The 15,394-nt window shown below is 39.1% G+C and carries 15 protein-coding genes; 11 read left to right on the top strand and 4 right to left on the bottom strand.

What is annotated here, in order from left to right; genetic code table 11:
- Positions 1 to 7: 7 nt before the first annotated feature.
- Positions 8 to 1,003, bottom strand: coding sequence for a RhoGAP domain-containing protein (locus ACU696_RS14510; RefSeq protein ID WP_109911248.1), 996 nt, complete (start codon positions 1,001 to 1,003; stop codon positions 8 to 10).
- Between the two features lie 121 nt (positions 1,004 to 1,124).
- Here ACU696_RS14510 and btuC point away from each other — a divergent pair, with 121 nt between their 5' ends.
- The 11 genes from btuC to ACU696_RS14455 all read left to right on the top strand — a co-directional run bounded on the left by btuC (position 1,125) and on the right by ACU696_RS14455 (position 12,104).
- Positions 1,125 to 2,126: a vitamin B12 ABC transporter permease BtuC gene (gene btuC, locus ACU696_RS14505; protein WP_164528919.1), complete on the top strand. Its 1,002-nt coding sequence runs from the start codon at positions 1,125 to 1,127 to the stop codon at positions 2,124 to 2,126.
- A gap of 5 nt (positions 2,127 to 2,131) precedes the next feature.
- Positions 2,132 to 2,905 carry a vitamin B12 ABC transporter ATP-binding protein BtuD gene (btuD, locus tag ACU696_RS14500; protein WP_227024177.1) on the top strand — a complete coding sequence of 258 codons (774 nt, stop codon included), beginning with the start codon at positions 2,132 to 2,134 and terminating at the stop codon, positions 2,903 to 2,905.
- A 119-nt stretch (positions 2,906 to 3,024) separates the two neighbouring features.
- Positions 3,025 to 4,170, top strand: coding sequence for a UDP-4-amino-4-deoxy-L-arabinose aminotransferase (gene arnB, locus ACU696_RS14495; RefSeq protein WP_447343133.1), 1,146 nt, complete (start codon positions 3,025 to 3,027; stop codon positions 4,168 to 4,170).
- Entirely contained in the window at positions 4,170 to 5,162 is a 993-nt protein-coding gene (gene arnC / locus ACU696_RS14490) for an undecaprenyl-phosphate 4-deoxy-4-formamido-L-arabinose transferase (RefSeq protein ID WP_004910377.1), read from the top strand. The genes arnB and arnC overlap by 1 nt, the downstream gene beginning before the upstream one ends.
- Positions 5,162 to 7,147 (top strand): bifunctional UDP-4-amino-4-deoxy-L-arabinose formyltransferase/UDP-glucuronic acid oxidase ArnA, encoded by a 1,986-nt coding sequence (arnA, locus tag ACU696_RS14485; RefSeq protein WP_115167381.1) that lies wholly within the window; start codon positions 5,162 to 5,164, stop codon positions 7,145 to 7,147. Before arnC ends, arnA begins: the two co-directional genes overlap by 1 nt.
- Complete coding sequence (gene arnD, locus ACU696_RS14480) at positions 7,147 to 8,040, top strand: 4-deoxy-4-formamido-L-arabinose-phosphoundecaprenol deformylase (protein ID WP_115167380.1); 894 nt, start codon at positions 7,147 to 7,149, stop codon at positions 8,038 to 8,040. Before arnA ends, arnD begins: the two co-directional genes overlap by 1 nt.
- A 7-nt stretch (positions 8,041 to 8,047) precedes the next feature.
- Entirely contained in the window at positions 8,048 to 9,706 is a 1,659-nt protein-coding gene (gene arnT, locus ACU696_RS14475; RefSeq protein ID WP_109911254.1) for a lipid IV(A) 4-amino-4-deoxy-L-arabinosyltransferase, read from the top strand.
- The gene (arnE, locus tag ACU696_RS14470) at positions 9,703 to 10,050 is read left to right on the top strand and encodes a 4-amino-4-deoxy-L-arabinose-phosphoundecaprenol flippase subunit ArnE (protein ID WP_209101390.1); all 348 of its coding nucleotides are present in this window, start codon (positions 9,703 to 9,705) and stop codon (positions 10,048 to 10,050) included. The genes arnT and arnE overlap by 4 nt, the downstream gene beginning before the upstream one ends.
- Positions 10,047 to 10,454 carry a 4-amino-4-deoxy-L-arabinose-phosphoundecaprenol flippase subunit ArnF gene (gene arnF, locus ACU696_RS14465; RefSeq protein ID WP_004910382.1) on the top strand — a complete coding sequence of 136 codons (408 nt, stop codon included), beginning with the start codon at positions 10,047 to 10,049 and terminating at the stop codon, positions 10,452 to 10,454. The genes arnE and arnF overlap by 4 nt, the downstream gene beginning before the upstream one ends.
- An 81-nt stretch (positions 10,455 to 10,535) precedes the next feature.
- On the top strand, positions 10,536 to 11,024 hold the full coding sequence (locus ACU696_RS14460) for a C40 family peptidase (RefSeq protein WP_004910384.1): 489 nt from the start codon (positions 10,536 to 10,538) through the stop codon (positions 11,022 to 11,024).
- Between the two features lie 63 nt (positions 11,025 to 11,087).
- A complete protein-coding gene (locus tag ACU696_RS14455) occupies positions 11,088 to 12,104 on the top strand; it encodes a lipoate--protein ligase A (protein ID WP_109911255.1) in 1,017 nt (338 codons plus the stop codon).
- A 236-nt stretch (positions 12,105 to 12,340) separates the two neighbouring features.
- Here ACU696_RS14455 and ACU696_RS14450 read toward each other — a convergent pair whose 3' ends face one another.
- The 3 genes from ACU696_RS14450 to ACU696_RS14440 all read right to left on the bottom strand — a co-directional run.
- Positions 12,341 to 12,712 carry a helix-turn-helix domain-containing protein gene (locus ACU696_RS14450; RefSeq protein ID WP_004910390.1) on the bottom strand — a complete coding sequence of 124 codons (372 nt, stop codon included), beginning with the start codon at positions 12,710 to 12,712 and terminating at the stop codon, positions 12,341 to 12,343.
- 630 nt (positions 12,713 to 13,342) lie between these two features.
- On the bottom strand, positions 13,343 to 14,371 hold the full coding sequence (locus ACU696_RS14445; protein WP_123382030.1) for a hemin-degrading factor: 1,029 nt from the start codon (positions 14,369 to 14,371) through the stop codon (positions 13,343 to 13,345).
- Between the two features lie 105 nt (positions 14,372 to 14,476).
- Positions 14,477 to 15,394, bottom strand: a 918-nt coding sequence (locus tag ACU696_RS14440) for a TonB-dependent receptor domain-containing protein (RefSeq protein WP_447343132.1), incomplete at its 5' end; no start/stop codon positions are given.

Here is a 15,394-nt window from a genome sequence, read left to right as displayed (position 1 = left end):
AAGAATTTTAAGCGTGTAATTTAGTGTGAATCAATATCTCAATAAAGGTAATCATTCTATTATTTAATAGGATATTTTCTTTCGAAGGTGTTTTAAATTGTTCTGCTAATAGCCTCGGCGCTACGCATATAGCAAGGTTTTTTGCATCCATTTTTGTTGCTGGGTTTTTAGCAATATCAGCCAAAAGTGAGATAAGCATGTTGAATGGTAATGTCGGTGTTTCCCAATTAATTCTGGTTTTTGTATTGGCTAATATAATTTTTTCTTTTTCGCCAGTAATCCCATTATTTTTCATAAATTCGATAACATCTCGCTGATTTTGAAGAGCATCGCTTAAAGCTCGGTCAGGCGATTTGTTCAAGAAATCGGTGGAATAATCTTGCTTGTCCATGATCTGTCCAAATAATTCTTTATAAGCCAAAGTCATGGATGGTAGGCTGATATTATGTTCATCAATAAATTTTTGAGTAAGTTGCTTACCTGAATTTAAACGTTCAAAGATATTATTCATATCTGTTTTCTTACCTGAAAGTCTGAAGATTCCTTCAGTTGACGCAAACTCAGGATGTAGCCGAATTGCCTTATCTAATTTATTGAACTGATGATGCTTTTTTTGTTCTTCATAAGTTGTTTTTTTTTGAGCTTTAATCGCATTTCTATTTTCTATATATTTCAATATAATATCTATATTATTGGTTGCGGATTGTAATCGATCTTTTTGTATATTTTCAGTTTTTGAAATAATATCCATGCTAATTGAAAGGTTATCGGCATCGTTACTAGTTTTCGGCATGTGAGTGCTATGAGCTTTAATGTTATCTGAACGATATATTGGGTTCTCATATACTTTAAATTTGGTTTTGTTGCTAAATAGCGGATAACAGAATATTTTATTACACATGAATTTTATTTGTTGCCAAAATGAAGGCGGCTTAGGCTCTTGGACAAATGGATTAGTCATTTGTGAGGGAGTTTTAATAGGCAACTTAGTTGAAATGCTCATAGTGTTCCTTTGGTTTTGTGGTTGATGAAGCTCTAATTATCATAGGTAGTTGTTATCGTATTTCTTTCATAAATAGATATAATCGAGAATTCACAACGCTATTTTAAATATTATTAACATAATGAATAATCACTTAATAAATCTTCAAAAAAATCAGCTTCGCTCTGATATGCGATTAGTTATTGTGCTAATAATTTTATTAGTAGTCACCGCAGTGATTGCATTAAGCGTGGGTGAAATTCATCTATGGCCAAATCAATGGATGAATGACACTGCACAACTTTTTGTCTGGCAAATTCGCTTTCCCCGCACACTAGCGGTCATTGTCATTGGCGCAGCTCTTGCAGTCACAGGGGCTATAATGCAAGCTTTATTTGAAAACCCTTTAGCAGAACCAGGCTTATTAGGGGTTAGTAATGGTGCGGGTGTCGCGGTGGTGCTGACTGTATTATTATCATCAGGTGTGACGCATTATTGGCTATTAAGTGTTAGCGCGATTATAGGGGCTTTATTATTTACCTCCATATTGCTTTACTTTGCTCGTCGTAAGAACTTGAATAATTCGAGTTTATTGCTTGTTGGGGTTGCACTTGGTGTGATTAGTGGGGCTTGTATGACATGGATGGTGTATATGAGCAGTAACCTTGATTTGCGGCAGTTACTGTATTGGATGATGGGGAGTTTTAGTGGGGTTGATTGGCGTCAAATTGGCCTTGTTATTGGCTGTTTACCGTTTTTAATTTGGGTGCTCTTCCAAGGTAATATACTGAATTATCTTTCATTAGGTACAGTACAAGCTTATCAATTAGGAATCTCAGTCCATAAATGGCGCGTGATATTAATTATTATTAGTGGTGTATTAATTGGCCTCAGCGTCGCTATTGCGGGTGCGATTAGTTTTATTGGTTTGGTTATTCCTCATATATTGCGATTAAGTGGTTTAACAGATAACCGAGTATTATTAGTTGGTTCTGCTGTAGCAGGGGCATTAGGGTTATTAATTGCAGATATACTGTCTCGGTTATTAATCGCCAATGCCGAAGTTCCTATTGGTGTTATTACGGCTACCTTAGGGGCACCGATATTTATTTTCTTGTTAATTCGTCACCAACAATGGCGGTAGAAGTGATGGATAACAAATTAATTATTGATATTAAAAATATTACCGTCGATACTCGATTGATTAATGTTTCAGCTCAAGTGCGGGCTGGAGAACAAATTCATCTATTGGGTGCGAATGGGGCGGGGAAAAGTACATTATTAGCTGCGATAAGCGGTTATTTACCTGTAGGTGGCGATATTTTAATTGATGGCCGAAGTATACGGCAATATCGTATTGCACAATTAAGCCAACAGCGTGCTTATCTTTCACAATTAGTTAGTTACGTTCCTATACTCAAAGTTTTTCAATACTTTGGCCTTTTTTCACCTGACACCTTGTTTTCCAATGATATTTTTGAGCGCTTATGTTCAGATTTTCAACTGACATCATTATTAAGTAAACCTATTAGCCAACTCTCGGGTGGAGAATGGCAGAGGGTTCGAATTACAGCCGCATTTTTGCAGGTTTGGGATAAACAGCAATGCAAGGGAAAATTCATATTATTGGATGAGCCGACCAATAATTTAGATATTATTCAGCAATCGATGCTTGATAAATGGATTAAATATTTTTGTGATTGCTTAGGAACCGTTATAATGAGTGGTCATGACCTTAGTCATTCATATAAAAATGCATCTTGTATTTGGATGATGAAACAAGGACAGTTAGTCGCAATAGGGAAACCAGAGTGCATAATGACAGAAAATAATTTATCTGACATATTTATGTCTGAAATTAAGTTAAGTCACAGTACATCTCATCAAGTGTGGCAGGTTATAAATTTAGCGGATAAGCAATAAGTTGTTTTTATCACACATTTTTACATGATAATCCCGCAATGTTTGCAGGTGTTGAGGTTCGGTTAAAGTATAATTAACTAGAATATTCTATTCACAATGAAAACTAGGCTATTAACAATATGAGCAATTTCTTACCATTTTCAAAACCAGCAATTGGTGATGAAGAGGTCAAGGCAGTAGAAAACGTTCTGCGTTCAGGCTGGATAACAACAGGCCCACAGAATCATCAGCTAGAAGACGTTTTTTGTAAGCGTTATGGCTGTAAACATGCAATTGCATTGTCATCAGCTACTGCAGGCATGCATGTTGTATTAATGGCATTGGGTATTGGTCCTGGTGATGAAGTCATCACGCCTTCTCAAACATGGGTATCTACAATCAATATGATTGAGTTGCTTGGGGCAACACCGGTCATGATTGATGTTGATCATGATACATTAATGATCCAACCTGATGCCGTAGAAAAAGCGTTAACAGAAAAAACAAAGGCTATTATCCCAGTACACTATGCGGGAGCTCCTTGTGATCTTGACGCATTGCGTTTGATTGCTCAAAAAGCCGGTGTAGCATTAATCGAAGATGCGGCACATGCCGTGGGTACTCGTTATAAAGATGAGTGGATTGGCGAAAAGGGAACGTCTATTTTTTCTTTTCATGCCATCAAAAATGTCACCTGTGCGGAAGGGGGATTAGTCGCAACAGATGACGATGAACTTGCTCAGCGTGTACGTGCACTCAAGTTTCACGGTCTAGGGGTTGATGCGTTTGATAGACAAATGCAAGGCCGTAAGCCGCAAGCCGAGGTTGTTGAGCCCGGTTTTAAATATAATTTATCGGACATTCACGCCGCGATTGCAGTGGTGCAGTTATCACGAGTTGAGCAATTAAATCAGCGTCGTGCGGAACTTACAGCTCGTTATCGTGAGTTGCTGAAAAATTCTCCTTTACAAATGTTGAGTGTCCCTAGTTACTCACATTTACATGCAAATCATTTATTTATGGTACGTGTCGATAAAGCAGCATGCGGTATTGATCGCGATACATTCATGGAAAAATTGAAAGAGCATGATATTGGAACAGGGTTGCACTTTCGTGCCGCGCATACACAAAAATATTATCGCGAAAAATACCCTGAGTTAGTTTTACCTGAATCAACATGGAATAGCGCCACATTGTGTTCGTTACCTTTATTTCCCGATATGACTGATGCAGATGTTGAACGGGTCGTTAAAGCTGTAGAAGCAGTTCTTTTGGAGTCAAAATAGTGTCACACGCAGATGAATTTGATGAGATTAAAAAAGTCTCAGTGGTTATCCCTGTCTATAATGAAGAGCAGAGTTTACCGCAATTGTTAGAACGTACTATCAAGTCATGTAAACAATTAACTCAATCCTATGAATTAATTCTAGTTGATGATGGTAGTAGCGATCGTTCAGCACAAATGCTTACAGAAGCCGCAGAAAATCCAGATAACCACGTTATTGCAATTATTTTAAACCGTAACTATGGGCAGCATTCTGCTATTATGGCGGGTTTTAACCAAGCTGATGGCGACTTAGTGATTACTTTGGATGCGGATTTACAAAATCCACCAGAGGAAATCCCACGTTTAGTGCAAACAGCTATGCAAGGTTATGATGTAGTTGGTACGCGCCGTGCGAATCGCCAAGACTCTTGGTTTCGCAAAACAGCCTCTAAAATGATCAATGCGATGATCACAAAAGCGACAGGGCGTTCAATGGGAGATTACGGCTGTATGTTACGTGCATACCGCCGTCATATCATTCAAGCTATGTTGCAATGTCATGAAAGAAGTACATTTATTCCTATTTTGGCAAATACATTTGCACGTAGAACAATTGAAATTGATGTAGCGCATGCAGAACGCGAGTTTGGTGATTCTAAATACAGCTTTATGAAGCTGATTAATTTAATGTATGACTTATTAACATGCCTGACTACAGCGCCACTACGTTTATTGAGTGTTGTAGGAAGTATTATTGCTGCTGGCGGTTTTTTATTAGCGGTATTGTTAATTGCATTGCGTTTAATTTTTGGCGCAGAGTGGGCAGCAGATGGCGTATTTACTCTGTTTGCAGTACTCTTTATGTTTATTGGTGCACAATTTGTTGCCATGGGGCTACTGGGCGAATACATCGGTAGGATCTACAATGATGTGCGCGCAAGACCTCGTTATTTTATTCAAAAAGTCGTTGGAGCAGATGCGAAATCCGACAAAAATCAGGAAGAAGACTAATGAAAGCTATTGTTTTTGCCTATCATGATATTGGCTGCGTAGGGCTAAAAGCGCTTGAAAAAGCAGGTTTTGATATCCAAGCAGTGTTTACACACACTGATGACCCAAATGAAAACCACTTTTACTCCTCAGTTGCGCGTTTAAGTGCTGACATGGAGCTTCCTGTTTTTGCGCCTGAAAACGTTAATCATCCATTATGGATTGAACGTATTCGCGAAATGAAACCTGATGTGATTTTCTCTTTCTACTATCGTGATATGTTAAGTGAAGAGCTGTTAGCTATCGCGCCTAAAGGTGCGTTTAATTTACACGGCTCATTGCTACCTAAATACCGCGGTCGAGCACCTATTAATTGGGCATTATTAAAAGGTGAAAGCGAAACTGGTGTGACCTTACATAAAATGGTAGCTAAAGCTGACGCTGGCGATATTATTGCTCAAGAAAAAGTGGCGATTACCGATACAGACACTAGCCTGACTTTACATGCGAAAGTACGTGAAGCGGCGGAAGTTTTATTGAATAAAACACTGCCATTAATTGAAGCTGGTAGCTACAAATCAGTTGCACAAGATGAAAGCCAAGCAACATATTTTGGTCGTCGTACCGCTGAAGATGGTTTGATTAATTGGAATAATAGCGCAAAAGAAGTTAACTGCTTAATTCGTGCAGTAACTGAACCTTACCCAGGTGCGTTCACTTATTTAGGCGCACGTAAAATGGTTATCTGGCGCGCACGCGTTTTAGATGATAATCAAGGTAAAGCAGCTGGTACGGTACTTTCGAGTGACCCACTGCGTATTGCTTGCGGCCAAGGCGCTATCGAAGTGATTAGCGGCCAAAGCGAGACTGGTTTATATATGCAAGGTAGCCGCCTTGCTAACGAAATGGGTATCGTAACTGATGTCCGTGTTGGAGCAAAACCAACAGCACAAGTTAAACGCCGCACACGTGTTCTTATTTTAGGTGTGAATGGGTTTATTGGTAACCATTTAACGGAGCGCCTATTAAAAGACGGTAACTACGATATTTATGGTATGGATATCGGTTCTTCTGCGATTGAGCGTTTTATTGGTAACCCACGCTTCCACTTCATTGAAGGTGACGTTAGCATCCATACAGAATGGATTGAATACCACATCAAAAAATGTGACGTTATTCTGCCTCTGGTTGCGATTGCAACGCCAATCGAATATACCCGTAATCCATTACGCGTTTTCGAATTAGACTTTGAAGAAAACTTGAAAGTTGTACGTTACTGCGTGAAATATAACAAACGTATTATCTTCCCATCGACGTCTGAAGTTTATGGTATGTGTGATGATAAAGAGTTTGATGAAGACGAGTCACGCTTAATCGTCGGCCCAATCAATAAACAACGTTGGATTTACTCAGTTTCTAAACAATTACTTGACCGAGTGATTTGGGCATACGGTGCGAAAGAAGGTTTAAAATTCACCTTATTCCGTCCATTCAACTGGATGGGGCCTCGCTTAGATAGCTTGAATTCTGCACGTATTGGTAGTTCGCGTGCGATTACTCAGTTAATTCTAAACTTAGTTGAAGGTTCGCCAATTAAACTGGTTGACGGTGGTGCACAAAAACGTTGCTTTACAGATATTAAAGACGGTATCGAAGCGTTATTCCGTATTATCGAAAACAAAGATGGCAAATGTGATGGTCAGATCATCAATATCGGTAACCCAACTAACGAAGCGAGTATTCGTGAATTAGCAGAAATGTTGTTGGAAAGCTTCGAAAAACACCCTCAACGTGGGAAATTTCCTCCATTTGCAGGCTTCCGTGAAATCGAAAGCAGCAGCTATTATGGCCAAGGGTATCAAGATGTTGAACACCGTAAACCAAGTGTTGAAAATGCACGTCGTTTACTGGATTGGGTCCCAACTATCGATATGAAAGATACCATCGAAGAAACATTAGATTTCTTCTTACAAGGTGCAGTTGAAGAGTTAGGTAATAAAGACTAATGAAAAAAGTTGGCTTGAGAATTGATGTGGATACCTACCAAGGTACCTTGAAAGGGGTTCCACAGCTACTCAAAGTGCTCAAAGAGCATAATATCCAGGCCAGCTTTTTCTTCAGTGTAGGACCCGATAACATGGGGCGCCATTTATGGCGCCTTTTGCGTCCTAAATTTCTGTGGAAAATGCTTAGGTCGAACGCTGCATCCCTTTATGGGTTAGATATCTTATTAGCGGGCACAGCATGGCCGGGTAAAAAAATTGCTAAAGATTTAGGTTATTTGATGAAACAAACTTTGGATGCTGGTCATGAAGTTGGCTTACATGCATGGGACCATCAAGGTTGGCAGGCTAAAGTTGCCAAATGGAGCAAACCGCAACTAACAGAGCAAGTTAAGTTAGGGGTGGATGCGCTGGAGCAAGCCATTGGACACCGAGTGACTTGTTCTGCCGTTGCTGGTTGGCGAGGTGATGAGCGTGTGTTGGAAGTTAAACAAGCGTTTAACTTTGACTACAACAGTGATTGTCGTGGTAAATACCCATTTAGGCCAATTTTAGCCGATGGCTCACTCGGGACGGTTCAAATCCCTGTCACACTGCCGACTTACGATGAAGTCGTAGGGACAGTCGTGAGTGATGATGCATTTAATGATTTTATTCTTCAAGCAATTAAAGAAGATCAAGGCGTTCCAGTTTATACTATCCATACAGAAGTGGAAGGAATGTCCAAATCGGAACAATTTTCACAATTATTGGAACGAATTACACAAGAAGAAATCCAATTCTGTACATTGAGTGAATTACTGCCAGACAATTTGAATTCATTGCCCAAAGGGCGTGTGGTGAGGGCACCATTCCCCGGACGTGAAGGCTGGCTAGGCTGCCAAGAAGAGGAATAAGCAACCTATGTTGAATAACCGAGCGAGCAAAGTAGGAGCCTCTCTGCTGGCTCTTTTTTTTATCCTAACCTATTTGTTGCCGTTGAATAGTCGTTTACTTTGGCAACCAGATGAAACGCGATACGCAGAAATTAGCCGTGAAATGTTACAGCGTGGCGATTGGATTGTTCCTTACATGCTGGATGTACGCTATTTTGAAAAACCAGTGGCAGGTTACTGGATAAACAATATTAGCCAAATGATCTTTGGTGAAACTAATTTTGCTGTTCGCTTTGGTTCGGTTTTTTGTATTCTTCTCAGTGCATTACTTGTCTATCGTATGGCAAAGATGATGTGGCGTAATAACCACGTTGCCTATGTTGCAAGCCTCATTTATATCTCGATGTTCTTAGTGTTTTCCATCGGGACCTACAGTGTACTCGACCCAATGTTGTCTTTATGGATAGCGGCAAGTATGTTTTGTTGCTTGTGGGCAATGAAATCGAGGGAAGTAAAGTCCAAATTAGCGGCGTGGCTTTGTCTTGGGCTAGCTTGTGGCATGGCATTTATGACCAAAGGCTTTTTAGCCCTTGCTATTCCAGTGATTGTCATGCTGCCTGTCACAATCTATCAAAAGCGGTTTCTTGAGCTACTCAAATATGGGCCGCTTGCAATAATTTCTGCGGTTATTATCAGCTTGCCATGGGCTTTGGCGGTTGCAAAACAAGAGCCTGATTATTGGCATTATTTCTTTTGGATTGAGCACATTAAGCGGTTCACGGCAGATGATGCTCAGCATATCGCACCGTTTTGGTATTATATTCCGATTATTATTCTTGGCGCTATTCCATGGGCAGGGCTGTTACCCGGTGCTATCATGAAAGGTTGGAAAGAACGTAAATCTAGTCCTGATATGTTTTTCTTACTGTGCTGGTTTGTTGTTCCCGTCATCTTTTTCAGTATTTCCCGCGGTAAGTTACCAACGTATATGTTGCCGTTTATGGCGCCATTGGCATTGCTTATGGCAAAGTATGGGGTTGACTGCGTTCGTAGTGGTAAAATGAAAGCATTGAAAGCTAATGGGATTATTAATGTTGTATTAGGGATCGCTGCGGTTATAGCGGTAATTGTCGTGAGCACAGTGATCAAAAAGCCGTTATACGAACCTGATGAATGGTCAAAAATGGTGTTAGGTGTCGTTGCCTTTTCTATTTGGGCGATTATCGGTTACCTATGTACGGTATTAAATGCGAAATATTGGTTATGGGCCGCATCGTGCTCTTTGGCCGTGAGTTTGTGTATTGGCAGTGCTCTGCCGAACAATACCATCGATTCTAAATTACCTCAAAACTTTATTCATCAAAATCATGATTTACTGATGAATAGCAAATATCTGATGGCAAGTAATGTTGGGGTCGCAGCCGGTCTTGCTTGGGAAACTCAAAATTCCAATATCTATTTATACAATAGTAGTGGAGAGTTAAGTTATGGGTTGGAATATCCAGATAGCCAACATCGCTTAATAAAACCGGACCAGTTTGCACAATGGCTGACAAAAGCACGTAAAGAAGGGCAGGTAACTGTTGTCTTTTTATTAGGCCGTAAAGAAGGTCTGCCAGATATTCCTAAGCCAGATGAAGTTATTAAAAATTCTCGTATGGCGATTGTGGTTTATCATCAACAATGATTGCACAACTATTACTGTTATTGCTGGTTAGCGTTTTGACCTGTATTGGACAAGTGGCTCAAAAGCAAGCCGTCGTCAATTGGCAGAGTAATAAAACCAATAAAACAGCATCAGCCCTTCGGTGGTTGGTGCTGGCGGTTTTCATGCTAGGGCTTGGCATGTTGTTTTGGTTGAAATTATTGGAAACCATGCCGCTAAGTATCGCGTATCCAATGCTAAGTATTAATTTTGTGTTAATTACGCTAATTGGCCAGTTTGTTTATAAAGAACAAACTGGGCTCAACCACTGGTTAGGGGTTGCTGCCATTATGTTTGGTATTTTGCTAATGAGTATCAGCGCATGAACAAGGGTTATTTATGGGTGATTGGCAGTGCGTTATTAGTTACAGTCGCTCAACTGAGCTTAAAAGCAGGGGTAGTTGAATTACCCTCATTCGCACTTGGCTGGCATTGGCTGCAATTGGATTGGTTACTCGCTAATATTACTAGTTTAGGAATTATTTTTTTAGGGTTAGTTTGTTATGCGTTATCGATGTTATGTTGGCTATTAGCATTAAAATACATAGCATTGAATAAAGCTTATCCGCTTATTAGCTTAAGCTATGTTTTCGTTTATTTATTAGCAGTTTTCTTACCTTGGTTTAATGAACCTGCTACAGGGTTAAAGGCCATTGGTATCTGTTTTATTTTATTAGGGGTATGGCTAATTAGCCGACCTAATAAATCATCAAGTGATAGAATAGAATAATTCTTAGTTGCTTATATTATAGTCTTCACGCACTATAATATAAGCAAGTTATCGTAATCAGATAGATAAATAAGGTGCTTTATGGTTATTAAAATACAACACCTGCCACTATTATTGTGTTTAGTTTTAATTGGTTGTTCATCGACATCCGTTAAAAGAACGCCACCACCGCCGCTAAAAACACAGTTATCTGATCCAATTATGACTATAGCGCAATTAAAAGACCAACTCGAGCAGTGGTATGGTACGCCTTATCATTATGGCGGCATGAATCAAAATGGTGTTGATTGTTCCGGTTTTGTCTATCGCACATTTAATGATCGCTTTGCCATTCAATTACCTCGTACAACGGTAGATCAAACTCAATTAGGCACACGGATTGATAAATCAGATTTGATGCCAGGGGATTTGGTGTTCTTTAAAACAGGTTCAGGAGAGAATGGATTGCATGTGGGTATTTACGATACCGATAATACATTCATTCATGCATCAACGAGTAAAGGGGTGATCCGTTCATCAATGGACAACGTTTATTGGCGAAAAGTGTTTTGGCAGGCAAGGCGTATCTAAATTCGCTATTTTCTTTAGTGATTATGCTATCTTAAGGGCAAGTTTTGTTTTAAGGATAGCCTAATGTCAACAGTACGTTTACTCATCTCTGAATCCTACGATCCTTGGTTTAACCTTGCGGTTGAAGAAACCATTTTCCGACAAATGCCAACCGACCAACGTGTTATGTTTCTTTGGCGAAATGCTGATACGGTGGTTATAGGGCGTGCACAAAACCCGTGGAAAGAATGTAACACTCGGAGGATGGAAGAAGATAATGTTCGTTTAGCACGGCGTAGTAGCGGTGGTGGGGCTGTTTTTCATGATTTAGGTAATACTTGTTTTACGTTTATGGCAGGAAAACCGGAATATGACAAAACAGTTTCTACACAAATTATTGTCGATGGATTGGCACTTGTCGGTATTAACGCACAAATCTCTGGCCGTAATGATTTAGTTTTAGAGACTGAAAGTGGTCCGCGAAAAATATCGGGTTCTGCATACCGAGAAACGAAGGATAGAGGTTTTCACCACGGAACCTTGCTGATTAATGCAGATTTAAGTCGCTTAGCAAACTATCTGAATCCAGATCCGAAAAAATTACAGGCAAAAGGAATTACGTCAGTGCGTTCTCGTGTGGCTAATTTATCTGAGCTTGTCCCCAATATTTCTCATGAAATTGTTTGCGAAGGAATAATTAAAAGCTTTTTTAATTACTTCGGTGAAACGGTCGCTGCTGAGTATATTTCCCCTGAAAAACTACCTGACTTGCCAAATTTCACAGACACCTTTGCAAAACAAAGTAGTTGGGAATGGAATTTTGGGCAAGCCCCGGCTTTCTCTCACTATTCAGATACCCGTTTTCCTTGGGGGGGAATTGAGTTTCATTTTGATATCGAAAAAGGTGTGATAAACCGCTGTCAGTTTTTTACGGATAGTTTAGACCCATCCCCTTTAGAGTGGCTGAGTGAGCAATTGACAGGTAAAGCGTATCAGGCAGAAACAGTACGTGCATTGAGCAAAGAGATGGTTGTGAAATGGCCGCAATTGCAGGAACAGTTGGCTGATTTGGAAAACTGGTTAGCCCATGAATTAAGTTAAAAAAAGAGCCGACATAGTCGGCTCAGACTGCGGATAAACATTTATGTTTAGCTGCGGTCTAATAGGTTATTGAAAATAAAAGAGGAAAATCAATTTTTTGATTTTCGACTGATAACACAAAGCGAGAAAAATCACACTTTTATCTTGCTTTGCCAACAACCTTGAGCCGACATAGTCGGCTCAGACATAGACTTCAAAATTACAAATAACTAATAGGAAGGGATGTTCTAAAATAATTAGTTATGACAACTACAGGTCATAAAATTTTTGCATTCAGGCAATTCACCTGATTGGCGAAATTTTGCAGGCGTTGTATCAAAGTGCTTTTTAAAGATACGGGTAAATGTCGCCTGTGAGCTAAAGCCATATTGCAATGCGATGTCAAGAATAGGTAAGTTACCTTCACGTAATGATTTAGCTGCTTCTAATAAACGACGTTTACGGACGTATTCGCCAAGCGTGCAACCTTTCATTTCTTTGAAAACACGCTGTAAATGCCATTTTGAATAACCGCTTTTATCGGCAATTGTGTCGATTTTGATGCCTTCATTGCGTTGCAACTGACTTTCAAGCCATTTAACAATATCGTTGACTACACTTTCTGACATATTTACCTCCTACTCAAGTAGGCTATTGTTCATTAATAACTAATAATAACTCACGAAATTAGGGTCTATTCTTCCTGTTTTTCCGATATATCGATAGGCCAAACGTGCGGTTTTTAAATGAGAATAGCTATTAGTACAATAGATGTTGATAAAATTAACATTTTAAACATTCATTATTGTATGTTTAAAATTGTTTTAATTCAAATAACTATGTTATTTTTTTTGTTTTACTAGGCGAGTTGAAGGCGTTTTTTTTGTTATGTTCAAAAAAATTGTTCAATCCATTCGAAATTATTAACCAAGTAAATAATTGAAAAATTATTGTTCCATTTATAATCGTTTTTATATAACAATAAACAGGAAATTCCGAGGTAATTGTCATGGTGGGAAATCTCTGTAATGACAATATTTGCAGGGTTAATAACTAATATAAACTACAAGTAAAACGCTTTATGCGGATAATGGAGGATTATTCTCTTTCCATATCAAAAAGTGGCTTATGCCGCTGTCGTGAATTAATGAAGCAAAGGGTTCTATGGTAAATTTCATCTCTAACTTAATCACAATATTTGCTTAAAAAGTATTCGGAAATTTACCATTAGAAGCCCAACAATTTTTTAATACTTTTTATTATAAGCGAGATATAGAAAGAATTTGTTTACTCCATTCTATTTGTTCTGGCGTACCTTCTATACGTTGCCCATACATTTGAATAAGTTGATTACCTTGCTTATCAAAGACCTCTAAACTAGTTACAAACCCATCTTTAGTCGGTTTTCGAGTCACCCAGCATTCGGAGATACCATTTTCAATGAAATGCAATTGAAAGTTATGACCAGAAATATTGAGCGAATTATTTTTTGTTAACTCTTTTATTTTGCCAGTAAAAATCTGAACACAGCCACGATTTCCGACAAAAAGCATCACCTCATTTTGTGCTTGGTATGCAAGAGAAAGCAGATCAGATAAGGCGGTGGTAGGAACTTGCCATGCTAATTCTTGGCTAACCGCACGGAAAACTTGCTGACGACTTAAATTATGTTTTTGTAAAATTCCAAAAAACTGGTGCACATTAGTCATATCTCGCCATTGTTGTTCTAGCTCAGTGGCTAGTTCTTGACTAATTTCTTGTGTTGAAGGTGGGAGAATTTCTTTTGGTACAATAGGTAAGTTATCCAGCGAAGCATAGCGTTCAACAATAGCCTGCCACTCAGCCATATCCGTTTTATCTGTAGCATAAACCTGATGTAATGCGTCCCCATGCTTATCAAAAAATTGCATACTATGGCGTAGCCCTGTTGAGGTTTCTTCAACAAGAGCAAAAGTGGAATCCCATTGTGCAAAAAACATGCGTAAATCGAGTGCTTTAGGATTTAAAAATAGCCCGCCATGGTGACTAAACCGCGGGTTACTATACTCACCGGTTTGAATACTGATGGCATAGTTATTGCGTGTTATTCCCTTCGCTTGGCCGATAGAGACTAAATTTTGCAAGATATCTGCCGGTTTTCCTGATAATCGAAGAACTTTCTCATTTCCTACACGGCAATGAACTAGTTGTGCTTCTGAAACCTGAAGTAAGGCAGCGATTTTGTGAGGGCATAAGTTAGAATGTGATTTTTGAATTTGTTGGTAATCATTGTAGAGGTTTGAGTTCACAAATTTTTCCTTGAAAAATTAAGATTGCCGGGAGAAAGTCATCAACTGATTTGTTTTATTTTAAATACTAGCCAAACCAGTTGATAACATGCGATTTTTAATGCGTTACCATGAGTAATTTACGTTAAGGTGGAAATTTCGACCTTCCTGAGGAACACCCATTGAAGAAACATATTGTTTATCGAATGCGTTCTTCATCGTTAGTGTTGAGCTGAGGCCTTTAATAAATTGGTCGGCTTGATAGTTGAGATAAAAATCATGCAGGCTATAACCTGCCTGTTGAATAACCTCTTTGTGGTAGCGGTCTAAGCCTTTATCCGATTTATGGTGTGATAACTGGTATTTTACATTACCTTCAAATGCAGTTTTTCCCGTAAATTCGCCGATCCAGCCGATATTGACTCCTGTCTCAAGTACGGGAGCATTGAAGCGAGCAACTAGGGTTTCAGGACGTATTGATGAAAGGGAATAATGTGAGCCATCTTCATTACCTTGGGTTAGGTTGTGACTGAGATTAAGCTCAAACCATTGTGTTTTGTAATGGATAAAACTATCAAATCCGCGAATAGTGGCAGAAGGTATATTTACAAAATAAAGTTCTTTCGGAAAATGTTCGGTTCTAAACTTTCTTATGTTAAATATTTCTTCGTATTCTCCTTCAAGAGCAATGTGGTCTTTGGCTTTTGTATAGAAATAAGTTGAACCAAAATGTAGAGAGTCCCTCGCTATTAGCAGATCATCGAAACTGAGTTTTACCCCTGCTTCTATAGTTTTATTGACTTCCGGTAGTAATTCCGGGGAAGGGCGGAAGTCTGATTTCATTCCGATGAAAGGGATCGTGAAATGATTTGAATTGTTATACAGCTCGCTCATGCGTGGGGTGCGGTAACTTTCCGAATAAGAAGAAAAAATATTTACCCAGTGTTGTGGGGTGGCACTGACAGCAAAACGTGACGACCAATTAGTATGAGCATTTTTAGCTATGCGCGTGCTATCTGTTTGATATCGTGTAAAACGAGTGCC

This window comes from Providencia sp. PROV_01, assembly GCF_053098325.1.
This window is presented reverse-complemented; position numbering and strand designations above follow the sequence as displayed.